The sequence below is a fragment of the Sphingobium sp. BHU LFT2 genome (assembly GCF_018604485.1).
GTDB lineage: Bacteria > Pseudomonadota > Alphaproteobacteria > Sphingomonadales > Sphingomonadaceae > Sphingobium > Sphingobium yanoikuyae_A.
Genome location: NZ_JAFCGW010000031.1, coordinates 1 through 20,062 on the forward strand (window position 1 = coordinate 1; position 20,062 = coordinate 20,062).

Below are 20,062 nucleotides of genomic sequence, written 5' to 3' on the forward strand. Positions count from 1 at the left end.
GCCTGGTCGCGCATCTTCCCCAATGGCCGGGGCAAGCCCAATGCCAAGGGGCTGGACTATTATAACCGTCTGGTCGACGGGCTGCTGGCGGCGGGCATCACCCCGCATGTCACCATGTTCCACTGGGATCTGCCCCATGCCCTGCCGGGCGGCTGGCAGAATCGCGACACCAGCTACGCCTTCGCCGACTATGCCGGCTATACCGCCGGCAAGCTGGGCGACCGCGTCAATCACTTCATGACGCTCAACGAGCTGCGCTGCTTCACGGACCTCAGCTACATGACCGGCGGCAAGGCGCCGGGCCTGAAGCTGCCGATGAAGGAGGTGAACCAGGTGCGCCACCATGGCGTGCTGGCCCATGGCCTGGGCGTACAGGCGATCCGCGCCGCGACCAAGTCGGGCACGCAGGTCGGCATTGCCGACAATCCCAACATCTATGTCCCCGCGATCGAGACGCCCGAACATATCGAGGCGGTGAAGAAGGCCGTGCGCGAAGAGAACGCCATGTTCCTGACCGCGATCATGGAAGGTCGCTATATCGACAGCTACCTGACTGCGCAGGGCAAGGATGCGCCGGTGGTCAAGGAAGGCGACATGAAGCTGATCGGCGCGCCGCTCGATTTCCTGTCGGTCAATGTCTATACCGGCAACACCGTCCGCGCCGACGACAGTGCGCCGTCGGGCTACAAGATCCTGCCCCATCCGGGCCAGGCGCCGCGCATGCCCTCCCCCTGGCTCTATGTTACGCCGGAGGTCATCTATTGGGGGATGCGCGCGATCAGCGAGAACTGGAAGCCCAAGGGCCTCTACATTTCCGAAAATGGCTGCTCGGCGGACGACAAGGTGGCCGAAGACGGCAAGGTCTATGACACCGACCGCGTCATGTATCTGCGCAATTACCTCACCCACCTGCAGCGCGCGACCCGCGAAGGCATTCCGGTGAAGGGCTATTTCGTCTGGAGCCTGATGGACAATTTCGAGTGGGAAGACGGCTATACCAAGCTGTTCGGCATCCACCATGTCGACTTCAAGACCCAGAAGCGCACGCCCAAGCTGTCCGCCGACTGGTATCGCGAACTGGTGCGCACCAACAAGCTGGTGTGAAGCCGCTTGTCGGCGTGACGCAAAACCAAGACGATGAATGAGGGGCCCACAATGCGTATCCTGTCTCTGGCCACGGTCCTGCTGGCGACCAGCAGCGCGCTGCCGGCGCATGCACAAGGCCTCGCCCCGCGTGACATAGTGATCGACGTCACGACCGCGCGCGAGCCGTTCGATCATTTCTTCGATCTCTCGGTCGGGTCCGACTATCCCGGCACGCTCATCCGCGACGACAGTCAGGCCCAGCTCAAGACTGCATCGAGCGAACTGGGCTTCCGCTACATTCGCTTCCACGACATTTTCCATGATACGCTCGGTACCGTCAAAGAGGTCGATGGTCGGATCGTCTACGACTGGACCGGGATCGATCGGCTTTATGACGACCTTCTCGCCAGGAATATCAGGCCCTTTGTCGAGCTGGGATGGACGCCTGCCGCCATGCGCAGCTCATCGCAGCAACTCTTCTACTGGAAGGGCAATACCTCCCATCCCGATCCTGCAAAATGGCGCGATCTCATTGATGCCTTCGTCCGTCATGTGCGCGAGCGCTATGGCGTCGAGGAAGTGCGCAGCTGGTATTTCGAGCTCTGGAACGAGCCCAATCTCGACGGCTTCTGGGAGAAGGCGGACCAGGGCGCCTATTTCGAACTTTACCGCGACACGGTTCGCACCATCAAGGCGATCGATCCTGCGCTCAAGGTCGGCGGTCCCGCCACCGCCGGAGCGGCATGGGTTCCCGAATTTCTCGCCTATGCTGCTGCCAACAAGCTGCCGGTCGATTTCGTCGCCACGCACACCTATGGCGTCGAAGGGGGCTTCCTCGATGAGGAGGGCAAGCAGGACACCAAGCTCTCGCCTTCTCCCGACGCGATCGTTGGCGATGTTCGCAACGTGCGCGCGCAGATCGAGGCGTCGGCCTATCCCGGGCTTCCGCTGTTCTTCACTGAGTGGAGCACAAGCTACACGCCGCGCGACTTCGTCCACGACAGCTATGTGAGCGCCCCCTATATCCTCGCCAAGCTCAAGGCGACCCAGGGCATGGTCCAGGGTATGAGCTACTGGGCCTATACCGACCTGTTCGAGGAACCTGGGCCACCGCCCACGCCCTTTCATGGTGGTTTTGGCCTCATGAACCGCGAAGGGATCCGCAAGCCGGCCTGGTTCGCCTATAAATATCTCCATGCGCTCAGGGGTAATGGCGTGGCCCTTGCCGACGGTCAGGCGATGGCAGCGATCGATGGCAAGCGGATATCCGCGCTGGTCTGGGATTGGCAGCAGCCGGTTCAGGCGCTCAGCAACAAACCCTTCTACACACGTCTCCTGCCGGCCAGTCCGGGTAAGGAAGTAAGGCTGCATTTTTCCGGCGTAGCAAAGGGAAATTACCGGCTTCAGTTGCGCAAGACCGGCTATCGTCTCAATGATCCCATGTCCCTCTACATCGACATGGGCATGCCTGCGTCGCTGAGTATCAAGCAGCTGGAAAGCCTGCAGGACGCCACCGCCGACAAGCCTATCAAGGATCGGATCGTCCAGATCGACGCCCGCGGCATTGCAGACGTCGCCGTACCGATGCGGAGCAACGACATCGTCCTCGTCACGCTTGAACCCGCGCAACACTGACAAAGCGGCTGGCTAACATGAGCAGAAACAGGGGAAATGGAATGACCGATGTCTCGCGCCGCAACCTCATCAAGGGGGCGGGTCTGATCGCAGGAGGGGCCTTGCCGTCGTTCGCCGGCGCCATCCCGGCCCCAAGCCGGCCCGATGCCCCAGGCGCTGACGATGCCGTGGTGCAATGGGGCAGGGGGGCGGACGGTCAGCGCAAGGCGGATCTGGGTAACGGACTCTACCGTAATCCCATCGTCTCGGGCGATCATGCCGATCCCACCATCCTCAAGGATGGCGACGACTATTACATGACATTCTCCTCATTCGATTCCTACCCCGGTCTGGTCATCTGGCGATCGACCGATCTGGTGAACTGGGCGCCGGTAGGACCTGCGCTACACCAAAATCTCGGTACGATCTGGGCCGTCGACCTCGTCAAGCATGACGGGCGCTATTTCATTTACATTCCTGCCGACCCTAAAGGAGAGGGCTGGTCGATCTTCGTGATCTGGGCGGATGATATCCGTGGCCCCTGGAGCGAGCCGATAGACCTCAAGATCAGCGGATGCATCGACCCCGGCCATGTCGTGGGCGAGGATGGGCGCCGCTATCTCTTCACCAACGGCATCCGCAAGATCCGTCTTACCAAGGACGGGCTGGCGACCGACGGGCAACTGGAGAAAGCCTATGATCCCTGGCGCTATCCCGACGACTGGATCGTCGAGAATTTCGCGCCCGAAGGTCCCAAGCTGCTGCGCCGCAACGGATGGTTCTACCTCGTCACCGCGATCGGCGGGACCGCCGGGCCGGTAACGGGGCATATGGTAATCGCCGCCCGGTCGCGGTCCGTCCACGGTCCCTGGGAGCATTGTCCCCGCAATCCGCTTGTGCGCACGCAAAGCACGTCGGAGCCCTGGTGGTCGCGCGGCCATGCGACACTTGTCGAGGGGCCCGCGGGCGACTGGTGGATGGTCTATCATGGCTATGAAAATGGCATGCGCACGCTTGGACGCCAGACCCTGCTGGAACCGATCCAGTGGACCGCCGATGGCTGGTTCGAAGCCCTGGGCGGCGATCTGTCACAAGCTTTGCCCAAGCCCGCTGGTGGACGAGTGAGCGCCTCTGCGCCAGGCTTGACCGACGACTTTTCGGATGATCGCTTCGGTGTCCAGTGGAGTTTCCATGCACCTCGAAAAGGGGAGGCGCAGCGCGCGACATATGAGCCTGGCGCTCTGCGTGTGACGGCCTCTGGCATTTCGCCCGCGGACTCCTCGCCGCTCACATGTCTGGTCGGCGACCGACGATATGAAGCTGAAATCTCTCTCGCCCTGGAAGGTGACGCGGAGGCGGGTCTGATCCTCTTCTATAATCACAAGGCGTTCGTTGGCCTGGGCTTCACACCCAAAGCGCTCAAGCTATACGAATATGCCGAGGAACTTCCCTGGGCGCGGATCGAGCACGAGAAGCGGTCTATGCGTCTGCGGATCGGCAATGACGAGAACGTCGTCACCTATCATTATTCGTTCGATGATGGGAAAAGCTGGACGCGGCACGGAACGCGGATGGAAGTCTCAGGCATGCATCACAATGTGTTTGGAGGTTTCCTTGCCTTGCGGCTGGGTATCTACGTCGCGGGCAATGGTTCGGCGCGGCTCCGCGATTTCCGGTATCGCTGCTGAGAGTGCCCTGCCGATCTTAAAGATGATCGCCTCGCGGAACTGGCTTATCGTGCTTAGTGAAGAGTCTGTCTTGGCGATGCGACGGTAAGTCGAATTGAACGCGAAATGGCGAGCGACGCCCAACCGTAAACAAGCGTTCGACGATGAGATTTCGGGGGGCAGGAGCTAACTGCCCGGATCTGGCAATTCGCGACCAACTTACGGCCCTGCATCACCGGGACGCGGGGCGCATCGACTGACTTGCCGACGGCTACAAGCGCTGTTTCGACGGGCGGTTGAAAAAGATTTGAGCAAAGACTGGTCGCCTTGATCAGGCTAATTTTCTTGCGGACAAAAGCCAACGCCAATCGACAGGGTTTAACCGGCTATCGCCATCCGCTGGCGAATCTTCTGCTGCTTATCGACAAGGATGAGATCGACGATAGCGGTTGATTTTCGCCGGCCGACGATAGATGTTTACTTCGAACTCGGTGGGCGATCCATAGGTTCTGATTTTCGTTACTTGGCTTTTTTCGGCGGCGCGAGCAGGCCTTCTACCGTTCGGCGTCGGTAGGACTGTCAGCCCTAGTTCGTCGGGAATCGCCAATTTGTCGAGGGGTGCGGCATGGCGAAGAAGACAGCGGTTATCATCATCCACGGTATCGGCGAGCAGGTTCCAATGGAAACCCTCAACGAGTTCGTCGATACGGTATGGACGCGTGATCTGTCGCTAGCCGGCGCCGGTAAGCCTGATCCCAATACAGGTGAAGTCCGGTCGAAGAACGCCTCCTGGAGCAAGCCGGACGCTCGCAACCGCAGCTTCGAGTTGCAGCTGGTCACGACCGAATCCGATTTCGACGGGCGGCGCGTCGATTTCTTCGAGTATTACTGGGCGCACCGCGTAACGGGAACGACCTGGGAACAGGTTCGCGCCTGGCTGTTCGGGCTGATGCTGCGCAATCCGTTCACAAATATCCCCAAGGGCGTTATGCCGGCTTGGACCGTGATGTGGCTTGTGTTCTTCGCGTTCCTCTACATTTCGCTCATCGCGGGCATGGCCGTCAGCAAGGACGTCGTCGATCCGGCCTCGGCGAGTTTCCCGCCTGTCCATGGAACGCTCGCATTGGCTGCCTGGGTGCAGGCTTGGCCCAGGCAGCTGATCGCGGTCGTCTGGGGCGTCGCCGGTTTGGTCTTAGGGTGGATTTTGAAAATCATGGTCGACGTCGCCGGCGACGTGGTGCGCTATGTCCAGGCGACGCCCAAAAACATCGCCATCCGCCAGTCCATCCGCGAAAACGGTGTCCAGCTACTCGAAACTTTGATGGGCGTGAACGAGAATGGCACGCAGGGCCCGACGGAGTACGATCGGATCATCGTGGTAGGACATTCGTTGGGCACCATCGTCGCCTACGATATCCTGACCCACGCCTTTGGTCGCCATAACACGCGCCTCGACCCGGCCAAGGTCAAAGGCATGACACAGGAGAATCGGGTCGCGCTCGAAGAGTTGGTGCGGCAAGCCTACCTCGATCCTGGAAAAACCATACCGCAAGACGTCTACGGTGCATTGCAAGATGCCTGTCGCGAGGAGCTGACCGCGATCGGTAACCCGTGGATCGTGAGCGATTTCATTTCGCTCGGCTCTCCTTTGACCCATGCCGAATTTCTCATGGCTGCCGATCGTCACGCGCTGGCGTTGGCCAAGGAAAAGCGGATCCTACCGAGCTGCCCGCCTGCGCTCGAGTTTGACCAGAAGACCGGCCAGTTGCATTTCACCTATCGGACGCGCGGCGTCAGCCGCGAGGGCGACTCGCACGATGTCGAGGCGCCGCGAATGCCCCATCACGCAGCGCTTTTCGCCTACACTAGGTGGACCAACATCTACTCGCCGCTTGTCGGCGTCCTGCTGGGCGACATCGTTTCGGGCCCGGTTGGCGGGCAGTTCGGCCTTGATCGCAAGGACAATGCGCCTCCCGTTAGCTGCATCCACGATATCGCAGTTCTGCCTTGCGCTCCGACAGAAGCGGGCGCTGCCGAGCAAGATCGAAAGCGACGGGTGCTGACACATTTGCGCTACTGGGACCGTGGCTATGCTCGGGGGCGAGCCGGCGCCGATGAGCCGTTCCACATCAGCGCGCTGAGAGATGCGCTGGACCTCGGACGGAGGAGGCGGCCACCGCCCGTCGCCGCGCCGGCGGCGCCATCGGCGCCGCCGACCTCCCTCGTCCCTCGAACGCCCGGAGCGAGGGAGGAGGAGGCGTGAACTGGGTTCCCTCGGCTTCGGTCATTTCAGCCCATCTCCCAAAGAACGGCGCCGTCTCGTGCGGCATGACATATTGGTTCTTTGTGGTATCGCGGGCATCATGAAGGTCAAAGGCGTGCGGAGGATCAACGCGTGACGATCGATTGGTCTGCAGGTCTTGTATTGATCGTTTCGCTGCTGGCGGTCCTGGGCGCTCTGGCATCAGCTATCTATGTCGGGCGGCGGCTGCGACAATCGCAGCAAGCCTTCGGCATATTGTCCCAGAGCGAACTGGGTGCGAGCATGGCAGGCAGCGCGTCCGTGAGTTCTGCGGAAGTCGGCCCGAGGGAAGACTTCGCGATCACGTTCGAAGCCGATGCCGCAATCGTCGATGCCGCGGCAAGCCAACCTGTGACAGTGCCTGATCTTCCCCCGGAACTGGTGCGCGCGATTAGCGAGAAGCAGGCGGTTCTGGTCCTCGGCTCGGGCGCTTCGGCCCAGGCTGGACTCCTGACCGGCACCGACTTTCTCTACGACTTGATGGACCGGGTGGAGCGGCACCTCCCGGCGGGCTTGCAGGAGGTCATGAACGCCCGGGCGCCGAAGCGCGCCTTGGCCGATCTGCTGGTGAGCCTTGGCGGCTTCAGCAAACTCATGGACGCTTTGAGCGCCGGGGTCTCGCGCGAACGTCTGGTGACCGCAGTGAGGGATGCCGTCGCCACCACCGATGGCCAGTCCAGTCCGCTACACAAGACCTTGGCGCAGCTGCCCTGGCGATCCGTAATCAATCTTAACTGGGACGATCTGGCCTACAAGACCTTCGTCGAGCAGGCATTGGAGCCGCTGCATTCAGTGACGGCGCGGGACGATTCCGAAATTCCTAGCCAGTCGCGCGCTGGAACCCGCCTGCTATTCGAGCCATTCGGCGACTTTGGCCGCCTTTCGAGCATCGCGCTCACGATCGACGAGATGCGTCGGCAGATGCGGCGTTCACCGGAGTTCTCGCGCCTCTTGGCGGCCATGTCCCAGACGAACACGTTTTTCTTTATCGGCGTCGGCCTCGATACGATCGAGCAGTTTCTACAGGCGATCGCACCCGATTTCGACGCAGTTGGCCTGCGACACTTCGCCTTGGTGCCCGAAGACCCGACCAACGCGGTGCGGCAATCGACACTTGGCCGCTTCGGCGTTACGATGCTCAGCTACGGTGCCGATGCCAAACATTCGGCGGTCCCGAGTTTCTGCAAACGCCTTCGTTCTGCCGCCCGCGTCGGGATGTCGAACGGCTCGCACGCGAAGCCTCCCTTCGTGCTGTCTCCTGACCGCATCACCCACGTTCGCCTGGTGAACGTCGGCCCCTTCGAGGAGCTCGACCTTCCGATTGGCATGCAGGGCTCAGACGGTCCTCCGGGGTGGTCTGTAATCTTCGGCAGCAACGGCGTCGGCAAGTCGACGATCCTGCGCGCGATTGCGCTGGCTATGGCGGGGAGCAACCCGGCCGCGATCAAGGCCGGCGCACGGCTTTTGCGGGAAGGCGCGGACGAAGGTCTCGTCGAGGTCCATATCGGCAGCCAGCAGCTGCGTACGACTCTGGTCCGTGATCGCTCAAGCGTACTGGTGTCGAGCTTGCAGGAAACCCCGCTCGGGCTGGGCACGGCCCTAGTCCTGGGCTTTCCCGCGATGCGCGGCGCGCGGGCTGCATCGCCAAGCGGGCCGAGCCGGCGCGCCGAGCCGAGCGATCCCGATCCTGCGGACTTGATCGCGCTGCTCTCAGGAGACGTCGACGGGCGTCTCGCAGATTTCAAGCAGTGGCTGGTCAATACCCTAGTCGATGTCGAGGGCAACGATCGCCAGACGGCGCGTAAACGCAAGCTTCTCGACAGCCTGATTACGGAGCTCGTCCCCGGTCAGATCACCGCCCTGGCGCCACTAGATCAGACCTTCACTATCCGGGTGACGACGCCCGAAGGACCGGTTCCCTTCGATGAACTGAGTCAGGGTATGGCCTCTGTGTTCAACTGGGTGGGTCTCCTGGTGCAGCGACTCTTCAGTGTCTGTTCGCTGTCCGAAAATCCGGCCGAAGAGCCTGCGATCGTACTCATCGACGAGATCGATGCCCACTTGCATCCCGACTGGCAGCGCCGCCTTGTAGAGCTCACCAAGCGGCACTTCCCCAATTTGCAGTTGATCGTGACGTCGCATTCAGCCTTGCTGGCCGGTGCCCTGCATGCAGACGAAATTCGGGTGTTGGAGCGCCGGCCGGACCGGAAGGGCGTTTACCTGTTCCCCCATCCGATCGACCTCTACGGTCGGCGCGCGCAGGACATCCTCACAAGCCCGGTCTTCGGACTGGAGTCCGACCGCAATCCCGAACTCGAACGAAAGGTTCGAGACTATTTCGCCATTTTCGAGGATCCTGGCCGCCGGCGCGAGCGGAGGGACGAGCTCATCGCCATGGCCGCCGAGCTGCGGACCTACGGCTACATGCTCGACCCGACCGCCGGTGATGTCGAAAACAAGCAAATCCCAACCGTTGCCGATGCGGCGGCTGCGAACCGCATTGCCGAGCACATGGCCAAGATGGCGGACATCGCGGAACCGTCCCCACCGCAAGCGAGGAACGAGACGTCATGATCTATGTCGACAAGCCCGCGATCGATGCCGATGAGTGGCGCGACATCGTGGTGCAGGGCCAGACTCTGAGCGGCGATCATCTCGCGAAGTTCGATGCCGACCAGGACTTCAAGATCAACGACACTCTCTACAAGCGCTTCATGCGCTACTTGCTGGAAATCTTCGGCGGCAAATGCGCATACTGCGAGACCCGAATCAGCTCCAATCAGCCGGGTGACGTCGAGCATTTTCGGCCCAAGGGACGGGTGGTCGGTGACGATTTCAAGCCGGTCCAGACGCTGCATCCGGTCAAGGGCACGATCAATCATCCCGGCTACTTCTGGCTGGCCTACGAGTGGTCGAACCTGCTGCCGGCCTGCATCGACTGCAATCGCTACCGGAACCACGGAATCGAGGATCCCCAAGGCGCCGGCAAAGCGGATCGATTTCCGGTGAGAGGCACGCACGCCTGTGTGCCGCAGGATCTGGCGAACGAAGAGCCATTCCTTATCGACCCGACGAAGATCCAGCCCGCGCTTCACCTGGAATTTCATCCCGACGGAACCGTCTCGGGCAAGACCGAGGAGGGGCGGCGAACAATCGAACTCTTCGGCCTCAATCTACGCGAAGGCCTGGTCGAAGCGAGGCGCGAGGCCTTTCAGAACGCCGACACGTTCACAGTCGCGCACTGGAACCATGTCATCACCGGCTTCGCCGCGAAGATTGCCGAGGACGAGTACCGCCTCAATCAGATTCGCACCGGCCAGAGGCCATATGCAGTAATGGAGAGGCTGGCGGTGCGGGCAGTCAATGCCCGAATCGAAGCGGAACGGCAGCGCGCCATTCAGGATTTCTGACGCTATTCTGTTAGGTTGCAATGATGATATTCGACAACAGAATACGTGCCTTAGATTGATCGTCACCTATTTTTAAGGTTGGGGCCAAATAGGCTTTGCCGCCTCTCTTCTTGTCTATTCGTGTTGAATAACAATTTTGTAATCATTGACGACGTTTCGAAGCCGTGAGACGATGCCGTGATGCGAAGGAAGCTTACGCTTTCTATTCGGCGTTTGGTCATGGGGGTGATCGTGCGGCGTCTATTTGTTATCGTCTTGACTTTAGGTCTCGCGGGTTGCGCTTCGGTCGTCCGTATCAACCAATTCCGCCAGTTCGCGGAAATCGGTCGGCAGCAACAAGTTGCGGTCGTGGGGGTGGTCGATCAGACGATCACGACGAATATCGACGCCAACAGCCGAGAAATTTTGGATACGCGCGACGCTTTGCCAAAGGCGGGCTGGGGCGAGCTCGACCCCGACGAAATATTGGAAATCCAAAATACGGCCGTGATCGAAACGACCCATCAGCTGACGGCGATCAAGCGACACTCGGCGCTGCTCGACCGTTACTTCCAGTCGCTTGCGGCGTTGGCGGATTACGACGGCAGCGCCATCGCGACTTCGACCGAGGCCACCGTCAGCGCTCTGACCGCGCTGTCGCCGAGATTGGAAGCAATGAAGGCCGGGGACGTAACCGTACCGAAGGCTGCGGCCGGCATCGGGCAGATCATAGTCAACAACGTCAAGGCGGGCGCACTGGAGCGCGAGCTGAAACGCAATGCTGACACCATCAATCGTGAGCTCGAGCTTCAGGAGCGCCTGTTGACGTTCCTGTCGCAACTGATCGCGCGCGACCGCGACTTGCTTGCCCAGCACCAGATCATGGTAGAATTGGCGGAGCCTTATGGCGACTTGTCCAAACCACTGCCCGGCAGCTGGATTGGCACCCGGCGCGAAATCCTTATTGCGCAGGCCTCGGCGCCCGAGTCCGCTGCCAAGGCAGCCGAGCTGACCGCCAAGATGCGCATGACCTTCGTCACGATGTGTGAGGGCAAGGCGAGCCCCGAGGATCTCGCCAGCTATGCGTCCGACCTGTCGAAACTTCTGACGCTGGTCGAAGTGCTCGAATCCGATACGCGGAAAGGCGACAAATGAGTGAGCTTCACGAAGCCAACGCCATTCGCGAAGAAGCGCTGGCGACGCTTGAGGAGGCGCGCGCCAAACTCCATGCTTGGCGGTTTCTCAAAGCGCTCAGGAGAGCGCCGGACGAACAGCGTGCCGAAGCGGCGACACGCATGCTAGATGTCGCGTTGGCACGGCAAACGTTGGCCGCGGCGATCCTGTCCGAGATCGTCGACGAGCTCGAAAAGCAGGAAGACGACCTGAAGCTGGCCACCGAAGCGCTGGACGATGCGGTCAAGGACCTCAATAGGGTGAAGCCGGTCCTCGATGCGATCGGGCAGCTTCTCGGCGTGGTCGGAAAGATCGTTGCCCTTGTATAGTGCTCAGAGCGCCCGCACAGAGTTCTTCGGCAAGCGATTGTTGATGACCGGCTGAGAATGTTCGCTCATCTCGACCTCCGTTTCATGAACAGACACACCCGATCGTCCAACATCCTGGCCTTCTGCGACGCCTATTGCCGGTAGCTTAAGCAAGCTATTTAGGCTGCTAGTCTTTGGATAATCTTGTCCACAAGTGACTTAGCCGCCATTCGGTTCGACGAGCACTCGAAGATAAGTCCGAAGATTTGGCGATAGGCCTCACGCTTGTCTGCAGCGACCATGTCCAAAGGGTCTGCCGCCACGCCGCCTCCCACCCTATCAAGCTCATTTTCGATGGATTTGATCTTGGTCGCCATGTCGACGCGCAAGGGTTCGTCCACTGCCTCTGCTTCCACAGCCTTGCGCATTCGGGCCACAGCCTGGCTCACCCGTCCGAGTTCGGCGGCCAGAGAGCCCTGGGAAATGGCTCCCTGCTCCACCACGCTCAGGCGTTCGGTGGCCTCGTTGCCGGCGAGTTCGAACTCACGCAGCTTTGATCGTAGTGTCGAGCTTGTCCGGCATCTGTGGGCGACGTCGCGCCCGACGGGTGAGAGCTGGTTCACGAGATTCGCGTAGTGTGCGTTGGCCTCGAACTCATCGCGCCGACCGTTGGGGACAATGCGACGGTCGAACACGTGTACCTCGCCGACCGTCCAAGAATTGAACCGACTTTCGGGGAATATCTGCTCGAGGATGGTCTGGTCGCCCACCTGTATGTTGCCGACGCGAACGCGTACGCCCTTCACCAGCGCGGCAGCGGATATGGCGCCTTTGTAGTCATGATGTGCAAACCAGCCCACCGCCGCGAGGCCTCGAAGGCGATTTTTGCTTTCACTGTGCCGGGTTCGAACTAAGAAGAAATTCCGACCATGGTGGATCGGATGAAGGGGACCCTCGCAAGTGCATGAGATCTCGCGACTGGCGAGCGAAGTACCGGGATTGGATCAGGTCCTCGCCGGAGGCTTCGTCCACGGCGCTTCCTACATTATCCAAGGGCAACCTGGAGCAGGAAAGACTATCCTTTCCAACCAGATCGCCTTCAATCACATAGCGCGCGGCGGACGCGTCCTTTATGTCACGCTGCTATCGGAGAGCCACGATCGGCTGTTCCAGGCGCTCAGCGGACTGGAGTTCTTCGACAAAGACCGGCTCGGTGACGAAATAGCCTATGTGAGCGTCTTCCAGCCGTTGCGAAGCGAAGGCCTGGAAGCAGTCGTCAAACTTCTGCGGCGGGAAACCAAGCGGCAAAAGGCAACCTTGCTTGTCTTTGATGGCCTGCTCAATGCCCGAGACCGGGCGGACTCGGACTTTGACGTGAAGACTTTCGTCGCCGAAGTGCAGGGGCAGGCGGCTTTTGTCGGATGCACGGTGCTCTTTCTTACAAGTGCCAGCGCCGATGACACGAGCCCCGAGCATACCATGGTTGATGGCGTGATCGATCTAGTCGATACCCTGGCGGGGGTCCGGACAGTGCGACAACTGAGGGTGCGCAAGTCGCGCGGTAGCCGGGCTATCTCGGGCCTCCACTCGTTCGAGATCACCGACAAGGGAATTGAGGTCTATCCTCGGATCGAAGCGCTCCCCGCAGAGCCCGCTTCGTCCGGTGCGGAAACCTCGGGACGCCTAACGTCGGGCTCAGCCCGCCTCGACGGTTTGATAGGTGGCGGCCTCCCCACAGGCTCCGTAACGCTCGTCTCCGGGCCAACAGGAAGCGGCAAAACGACATTGGGCCTCCAATTTCTGGCGCAGTCGTCGGAGAAGGAGCCGGGCCTTCATTTTGGTTTCTTCGAAAATGAATCCCGCTTGCGGGCCAAGGCCAAGACGCTTGGTATCGAGTTGCCCGGCTACGACGCCGCGCACTTTGTAGTACAGCACAGCCCCCTCACGGAGAACATCCTCGATAAGCTCGCGCACCGACTGCTGAATTTGGCCGAAACACATAATGTGCGACGGCTCTTCATTGATGGCCTGGGCGGATTTGAAAGGGCTGCAGTGCATCCGCCCAGAATGATTCCGTTTTTTGCGATGCTTACGAACCGATTGCGCGAGCTTGGCGTTACCACGCTGGCGACGTGGGAAATTCGAGAAATCGTCAGCCGGGAGGTCGTAGCACCTTCAAATGATGTCTCGGCGGTTCTCGATAACCTGATCTTGCTTCGTCAGTTCGAGGAGGATCACGAATTGAAGCGGTCTATTTCTGTCCAGAAAATGCGCGACAGCGGATTCAATCCGGCGGCGCATTGCGTCATCATAGCTGATGGTGGATTGAAAATCGGTGATCCGCTGAGCACGGTTGCTCCACTATCGGCATCGTCGCTGCCGCCGGCGGACTGACTGGCCATGGCCGTTGCGCGGAAAGGATTCCAGCTATGGCATTGATCGTTGTCGCCGACGACGAATATCTGCTGGCGATGATGCTTGCTGACATCCTTGAGGATGAAGGGCACGAGGTGGTGATGGCACATCATGGCCAGAATGCGCTGGAGCGCATCCGTGAAAGACGCCCTGCACTCGTCATCACCGACTTCATGATGCCGGTCATGACCGGACTGGAACTTGCCAAGGCCATACGAAGCGACGACGAAATCAAGGATATTCCCGTAATCCTGGTCAGCGGCGCACAAGGGGGAATCGCGCGCGAATTTCCGGAGTTGTTCGAGGCGGTTTTGGATAAACCCTATCGCAATCAGGATATTCTGGATCTCGTCAACCGGATCGTAGGTACGGCTTAGCAGCGGGACGCACCCGCGCATGGTTCCGCGTGAGGAGCTTTACCTTCGTGATTTGAAGGGTGTGCCATAGGACCTCAGGGTTCCTCTCCTTCCTCTCGTTACAAAGCGTTTGGGCGGGTGTCTGAATCTCCACGTGGATTAGTGAAGACGGTTCGCAACATCGAGCGTCAGCAAATACAAATCCTCGCGCGGTCTGCCTGGCTGGATGAGCCGAATCGTACCCAGATATCGACGTCTGATTTCCACTCTATGGACCTCGGCGGTTTAAGAAGCCCGAGGGCGACGCCGCATGAGAACCGTGCCAGTTCCGCGCTGGTAACCGAATAGAGGGTTGGGTCTGCGGGATCGATCCGTTTCATGCCTTTTCTCCGCTTGTCGCGGAAAGGAGCAGGATAAGGACGGAGCCGAGCGATGCCGGCTCCGTCCTCACGCATCAAAAGTCCATCGCCGGCATCGGCGCGCCCTTCTCCTCCTTCGGCGCTTCTGCGACCAGCGCTTCGGTGGTGATGAGAAGCGAGGCCACCGATGCCGCATCCTGCAGCGCGGTTCGCACGACCTTGGCTGGGTCGATAACGCCGGACTGCACGAGATCTTCATAGGCGCCGGTCGCGGCGTTGAAGCCCCAGTTATAGTCCTCGCTCTCGAGCAGCTTGCCTACGATATAGGCGCCGTCCTCGCCGGCATTGTCGGCAATCTGTCGAACCGGAGCACGGAGCGCGCGCCGGACGATGTCAATTCCCGACTGCTGATCATCGTTGGCGACCTTAAGACCCTCAAGCGCCCTAAGCGATCGCAGGAGAGCAATGCCGCCGCCCGGAAGGATGCCTTCCTCGACGGCCGCGCGGGTTGCATGAAGCGCGTCGTCGACGCGGTCCTTGCGCTCCTTCACCTCGACTTCGGTAGCACCGCCGACCCGGATCACTGCGACGCCGCCAGCAAGTTTCCCGACGCGCTCCTGGAGTTTCTCGCGATCATAGTCACTCGTCGTCGCCTCGATCTGCGCACGGATCTGTACGACGCGGCCATCGATGTCCGCCCGGGTGCCAGCGCCATCGACGATGGTAGTATTGTCCTTGTCGATGATGACTTTCTTGGCGCGGCCGAGCATCGAGACGGTGACGCTGTCGAGCTTGATCCCGAGTTCTTCGCTCACCACATTGCCACCCGTTAGGATGGCAATATCGTCGAGCATGGCCTTGCGGCGATCCCCGAACCCGGGTGCCTTCACCGCCGCGACCTTGAGACCGCCGCGCAGCTTATTGACGACCAGTGCGGCGAGTGCCTCGCCCTCGACATCCTCGGCGATGATGAGGAGCGGTCGTCCCGACTGCACCACCTTCTCGAGCAAGGGCACCAGCGCCTGCAGGTTCGAGAGCTTCTTCTCGTGGATGAGAATGTAGGGATCGTCGAGTTCGACCTTTAGCTTCTCGGGATTGGTCACGAAATAGGGCGAGAGATAGCCGCGGTCGAACTGCATACCCTCGACCGTCTCGAGCTCGGTCGCGAGGCTCTTGGCCTCCTCGACGGTGATCACGCCTTCGTTGCCGACTTTCTCCATCGCTTCTGCGAGGATACGGCCGACCTCTTCGTCACCGTTTGCGGAAATTGTCGCGACCTGTGCGATCTCGCTGTTGGCGCTGACTTTCCGGGCATGAGCCTCGAGGTCCTTGACCACCGCGTTCACGGCGATGTCGATACCGCGCTTCACGTCCATCGGGTTCATGCCAGCGGAGACCGCCTTCGAACCCTCGCGCACGATCGCCTGGGCAAGGACAGTCGCGGTCGTCGTGCCGTCGCCCGCCTTGTCATTCTGCTTGTTGGCGACCTCGCGCAGCATCTGCGCGCCCATATTCTCGAACTTGTCGGAAAGTTCGATTTCCTTGGCGACGGTAACGCCGTCCTTCGTGATGCGAGGGGCACCGAAGCTCTTCTCGATCACGACGTTGCGGCCCTTCGGACCCAGCGTCACCTTTACTGCATTCGCAAGCGTATCCACGCCGCGCAGCATGCGATCACGCGCGTCTGACGCAAATTTCACTTCCTTGGCAGCCATCTTGGCCAACTCCTTTCTCTAATTTCCTTCCTGATGATCAGAGGATGGCAGCGCGCGTCAGGCTGCCTGCTTGAGTTCGGCCGGGGTCTCGACCACGCCTAGGATGTCGCTCTCCTTCATGATGAGCAGGTCCTCGCCGTCGATCTTGACCTCGGTCCCCGACCATTTGCCGAACAGCACGCGGTCACCGGCCGTGACCGAAAGTGGGACAAGCCGGCCTGTGTCGTCGCGTGTGCCTGGGCCAACGGCGACGACTTCGCCTTCCTGCGGCTTTTCCTTGGCGGTATCGGGTATGATGATGCCGCCCGAGGTCTTCTCCTCGGCCTCGATGCGGCGGACGACCACACGGTCGTGCAAGGGGCGGAAATGCATGGCAAAACCTCCAGATGCAAAACATGGATGTGATAGGCCTGCCGGCCATCGCGACGGCAGGTGCCCGCAAATTATGAAAGTGGATTTCGCGGTTCAAGAGGGCGCATGAAAATTTTTGGCACTCTTAGCCCAGGACTGCCAGTTGCCCACGGCAGGGGACTCTGTTCCCTCTTGACGCGACTCACTATCAATCCAAAAATCTGCGCTGCGGTCCCGCTGACCGCCTGAGAAAGGAGCAACTGTAAGGAAGGAGGCATCGCCATGTCGCGGCCATTTTCCCGTTTTCTTCATCCCTTCGACGTTTCACATCATCCCAGCCTGGAGCCGGAGGTGAAACGCGCCATCCTTGCATCCTGGGCTTCGGACCAGTCCGCAGTCCGCGACCAACCCGCCTTGCGAAAGCCACCCGGTGCCAGGCGCGCGGTGTCGATCGATGACATCCTTGCCGCCATGCACGCTCTCGACCGACCGTCGGATGAGGGGTCTGCCGTGCAATGACAGGGCGCGACCTTGTCCTGAGACTACAGGGACGAGGGCTGACGACTGCGGAAATTCTCTATTTCCGGCCGGATACGCCCTCGCTCCTGCAGGTTTTCGCCTGGCAGGAATATGATCTCGCCCCGGACTTTCCTGCCCTGTTCGATTTTCTGGACTATTGGCAGCGGGAAATCCACGCCCGGCTCCACTCGGTTCGGATCGCCCATGATCAGCTGGTCCGTCCTACCGAATGGAGGCTGGGAGGGCATATCATCCCGCTGGAGTGAGGCAGATCCAGGGCGCGTCACACAACCGAAGAAGCAAACGCGCGGGGATAAAATTTCCCTCTTGAACCTATGGCCAGGAGACCTAGATTTTTGATGCCGGGCGCCGTGTTCGGGCCCGGTGGGACATGGAGGGCGCCGGCTCTTATGTTACCGGCGCAGCTCATGCCCAGATCGCTCAAACGGAGGATTTGGTAAGATGAGAACCAACTTTGATTTTGCGCCCTATCGCCGTTCCACGGTCGGTTTCGACCGTCTCTTCAACCTTCTGGAAAACAGCGCGCGCGAGGAGGATGGCTATCCGCCCTTCGACATCGTCAAGGAAGGCGAGGACAGCTATCGCATCACGCTGGCTCTTGCCGGCTTTTCGCCCTCGGACATCGAGGTCGTGGCGGAGCAGAATCTGCTGGTCGTTTCGGGCAGACGCGCCGAGGACAATGACCAGGGCGAGTATCTCCACCGGGGAATTCCCGTGCGTGCTTTCGAACGGCGGTTTCAGCTGGCCGATTTCATGGAAGCGGGACACGCCAGTTTAGAGCATGGCCTGCTCTCGATCGAACTCAAGCGGGTGGTGCCCGAGGCAATGAAGCCACGCCGCATCGAGATCGGCCAACATGCGCCGCAGGCCCGCCAACTGGGCGAAGGGAAGCAGGAGGTGAGCGAGGCCGCCTGATCCGCCTCGTCGGCCCGCCGAGGCCGCTTCGCAAGACCCGCGGGGCGGCCGTCGGCAGGTTCAACCCTCATCCAGCCAAAAGAGGAGATGACCTCATGGCCTTTCGTGGTCTCATATCCTTGAGCCAGCGGGAAAGCCGGCTGCCCGTCCCGGTCAATGCGGAAGAGGGCAGCAATCCCCCGCCCCACCCGCTGCTCTCATCCACCGGGATGTGAACAGCGCAGGCGTTTACCGGCTGCCGTGTTGTCTGGCGATCAGACGGGAATCTGCAGCTGGGGTTTGAGTGCAATATTTTGCAGAACTTGCGCATAAATCTCCTGTGCACCCGGCATTTCAACGGTCAGGTCCAGTCCAAATGGTATCGGATCGTCGATAGGCGTCCCTTGGTCCTTTTCGCGCTGGATATGGATCGGGATCGCCGCGCCCTCCTCGAAATTGCCGATACGCGCATCGCGCCAGCGGCGGTGGATGATGGTGCCGCTCTCGGACTGGCTGTTTGAAGGCTGACTGGTCGTGGTTGAAACGCCGAACGACCCAAGATCTTCGCCGCTTAGCGCGTTGATCTTGAGCTTCACTGCGCGATAGGCGAGGTGTCCCGGTCGGACCGGAGCGAGCCATGCGAGGGTCGCGCGCACTTCGCGGTGATTTCCGCTTGTGCCGAGTGCAGGAGGCACGGGCACATTGAACATGGTTGAGCCTTCGATGCCGAGGGTCCCGGTTGCCCACATCGTAGCACGATCGCCGGCGCAGGCGATCGCGTCTTCCGGATCAACAAAGCCGTATCCCAGGTGCCGACATACTTCGCGCCGCCAGTGCTCATGATGGAGCGAGCCTTCCGGATCAACGATCGGCCTGATGAACTCTTCGACATCGCGCCAGGATGCGCAGTGGACGAGCAGCGCCTTGATCAGAGCCGCCTTGTGCCCGTGATCCATGGTGGCGGTGAGTTTGGGATAGGCAGCCTCGACCGCGTCATAGATGCGATGTGCCGTATGGGTCGCTAGCGCGTTGGCCCCGCTCGTACCGATAGTGAAATGGGTTCCGCTGGCGGCGTCCCCGAACGGCGCCGCGACCTTTAGTCCCCAATGACGGCTCGGATTGGGATGGCTCGCGATCACGAGATCGGCAGAGGTCGGATCGAACCGTACCGGTTGTCCGCCGCCTGCGAGCAGGATGTCCGGCTTGGTGCTGCGACGATATCCCAGGCCCAGGCGGGAAGAGATGTTGGGCATCTCCTGCTCGATATAGGGGCGAAAAGGACTGGTGCCGGCAAATGCCTCGAGTACCGCGTCGCGGTGCCACGATCCTATGGTCAGAGCGTTGAGGCTGTCGGCAGGCGCGAGCAGCCGTCGATCGGCCTTGAGCGCATCGAGCGCCCGGAACATCGCGGCGTTGCGCAGCGCTCCATCAGCGGCGTGGAAGGCGTTTTTGTCGGCAAAGCCTTCGAGAGAAAGGCTTCCACCTACATTGCCCGCACTGACGAGGAAGAGAATGCCATAGCGGTAGGATAGATAATCGAGCGCCTTATACCGACCTCCAGTGATGCTGACTCACGAGGGGGATTCCCAAGGCGCTGAATTTCTGAATCTATGGCTTCCCGTTGGAGGGCATGGCGACGGGTGCAGCGATCGGATTGCGGGACGACTTTGACGCGGTGGGCTTGAGGCGACTGGCGCGTGCGACCAGGAGCGCGAACCAGAGACGGCGGTTGCTGGCCTTGGCGGAAATTTATGATGGTGGGAGCCGCAGCGATGCCGCGCGGATTGGCGGCGTGACGTTGCAGATCGTGCGCGACTGGGTGGTGCGCTTCAATGCCCGGGGGCCGGACGGACTCCTCGACGGGAAGGCGCCGGGCAAGTCCCCGTTGTTGAA

At 60.7% G+C, this 20,062-nt stretch carries 18 protein-coding genes; 14 read left to right on the forward strand and 4 right to left on the reverse strand.

Annotation, left to right across the window (positions count from 1 at the left end; all coding sequences use genetic code 11):
* The 8 genes from JQK15_RS25270 to JQK15_RS25305 form a co-directional block, all read left to right on the forward strand.
* On the forward strand, positions 1–1,104 hold a 1,104-nt coding region (locus JQK15_RS25270; RefSeq protein WP_214869173.1), incomplete at its 5' end, for a family 1 glycosylhydrolase.
* A 51-nt stretch (positions 1,105–1,155) separates the two neighbouring features.
* Entirely contained in the window at positions 1,156–2,721 is a 1,566-nt protein-coding gene (locus JQK15_RS25275) for a GH39 family glycosyl hydrolase (protein WP_214869175.1), read from the forward strand.
* A gap of 41 nt (positions 2,722–2,762) precedes the next feature.
* A complete protein-coding gene (locus JQK15_RS25280; RefSeq protein ID WP_214869177.1) occupies positions 2,763–4,388 on the forward strand; it encodes a family 43 glycosylhydrolase in 1,626 nt (541 codons plus the stop codon).
* Between the two features lie 604 nt (positions 4,389–4,992).
* Positions 4,993–6,630: a hypothetical protein gene (locus JQK15_RS25285; protein ID WP_214869180.1), complete on the forward strand. Its 1,638-nt coding sequence runs from the start codon at positions 4,993–4,995 to the stop codon at positions 6,628–6,630.
* A 132-nt stretch (positions 6,631–6,762) separates the two neighbouring features.
* Positions 6,763–9,243 (forward strand): AAA family ATPase, encoded by a 2,481-nt coding sequence (locus JQK15_RS25290; RefSeq protein WP_214869182.1) that lies wholly within the window; start codon positions 6,763–6,765, stop codon positions 9,241–9,243.
* Positions 9,240–10,079 carry an HNH endonuclease family protein gene (locus JQK15_RS25295; RefSeq protein ID WP_214869184.1) on the forward strand — a complete coding sequence of 280 codons (840 nt, stop codon included), beginning with the start codon at positions 9,240–9,242 and terminating at the stop codon, positions 10,077–10,079. Before JQK15_RS25290 ends, JQK15_RS25295 begins: the two co-directional genes overlap by 4 nt.
* 219 nt (positions 10,080–10,298) lie before the next feature.
* Complete coding sequence (locus JQK15_RS25300) at positions 10,299–11,213, forward strand: hypothetical protein (protein ID WP_214869186.1); 915 nt, start codon at positions 10,299–10,301, stop codon at positions 11,211–11,213.
* The gene (locus tag JQK15_RS25305) at positions 11,210–11,560 is read left to right on the forward strand and encodes a hypothetical protein (RefSeq protein WP_214869188.1); all 351 of its coding nucleotides are present in this window, start codon (positions 11,210–11,212) and stop codon (positions 11,558–11,560) included. The genes JQK15_RS25300 and JQK15_RS25305 overlap by 4 nt, the downstream gene beginning before the upstream one ends.
* Before the next feature lie 158 nt (positions 11,561–11,718).
* Here JQK15_RS25305 and JQK15_RS25310 read toward each other — a convergent pair whose 3' ends face one another.
* Positions 11,719–12,399, reverse strand: coding sequence for a hypothetical protein (locus JQK15_RS25310; protein WP_214869191.1), 681 nt, complete (start codon positions 12,397–12,399; stop codon positions 11,719–11,721).
* Positions 12,400–12,499: 100 nt separating this feature from the next.
* On the opposite strand from JQK15_RS25310, the gene JQK15_RS25315 reads away from it, so the two are divergent.
* Both JQK15_RS25315 and JQK15_RS25320 read left to right on the forward strand, forming a co-directional pair.
* Positions 12,500–13,933, forward strand: coding sequence for an ATPase domain-containing protein (locus JQK15_RS25315; RefSeq protein ID WP_214869193.1), 1,434 nt, complete (start codon positions 12,500–12,502; stop codon positions 13,931–13,933).
* Between the two features lie 35 nt (positions 13,934–13,968).
* Positions 13,969–14,331: a response regulator gene (locus JQK15_RS25320; protein WP_214869196.1), complete on the forward strand. Its 363-nt coding sequence runs from the start codon at positions 13,969–13,971 to the stop codon at positions 14,329–14,331.
* 433 nt (positions 14,332–14,764) lie between these two features.
* Here JQK15_RS25320 and groL read toward each other — a convergent pair whose 3' ends face one another.
* The gene (groL, locus tag JQK15_RS25325) at positions 14,765–16,384 is read right to left on the reverse strand and encodes a chaperonin GroEL (RefSeq protein ID WP_214869198.1); all 1,620 of its coding nucleotides are present in this window, start codon (positions 16,382–16,384) and stop codon (positions 14,765–14,767) included.
* Positions 16,385–16,441: 57 nt separating this feature from the next.
* Positions 16,442–16,756 (reverse strand): co-chaperone GroES, encoded by a 315-nt coding sequence (gene groES / locus JQK15_RS25330; protein ID WP_214869200.1) that lies wholly within the window; start codon positions 16,754–16,756, stop codon positions 16,442–16,444.
* A gap of 261 nt (positions 16,757–17,017) precedes the next feature.
* On the opposite strand from groES, the gene JQK15_RS27110 reads away from it, so the two are divergent.
* The 3 genes from JQK15_RS27110 (at position 17,018) to JQK15_RS25340 (ending at position 18,190) form a co-directional block, all read left to right on the forward strand.
* The gene (locus tag JQK15_RS27110; protein ID WP_251008047.1) at positions 17,018–17,254 is read left to right on the forward strand and encodes a hypothetical protein; all 237 of its coding nucleotides are present in this window, start codon (positions 17,018–17,020) and stop codon (positions 17,252–17,254) included.
* Positions 17,251–17,520 (forward strand): usg protein, encoded by a 270-nt coding sequence (locus JQK15_RS25335; RefSeq protein ID WP_214869202.1) that lies wholly within the window; start codon positions 17,251–17,253, stop codon positions 17,518–17,520. Before JQK15_RS27110 ends, JQK15_RS25335 begins: the two co-directional genes overlap by 4 nt.
* A gap of 196 nt (positions 17,521–17,716) precedes the next feature.
* Positions 17,717–18,190 (forward strand): Hsp20 family protein, encoded by a 474-nt coding sequence (locus JQK15_RS25340; RefSeq protein ID WP_214869204.1) that lies wholly within the window; start codon positions 17,717–17,719, stop codon positions 18,188–18,190.
* A 254-nt stretch (positions 18,191–18,444) separates the two neighbouring features.
* Here JQK15_RS25340 and JQK15_RS25345 read toward each other — a convergent pair whose 3' ends face one another.
* The gene (locus JQK15_RS25345; protein ID WP_251008048.1) at positions 18,445–19,575 is read right to left on the reverse strand and encodes a S8/S53 family peptidase; all 1,131 of its coding nucleotides are present in this window, start codon (positions 19,573–19,575) and stop codon (positions 18,445–18,447) included.
* 224 nt (positions 19,576–19,799) lie between these two features.
* Between JQK15_RS25345 and JQK15_RS25350 the strand changes: the two genes are divergently transcribed.
* Positions 19,800–20,062, forward strand: a 263-nt coding sequence (locus tag JQK15_RS25350; protein ID WP_214869206.1) for a helix-turn-helix domain-containing protein, incomplete at its 3' end; no start/stop codon positions are given.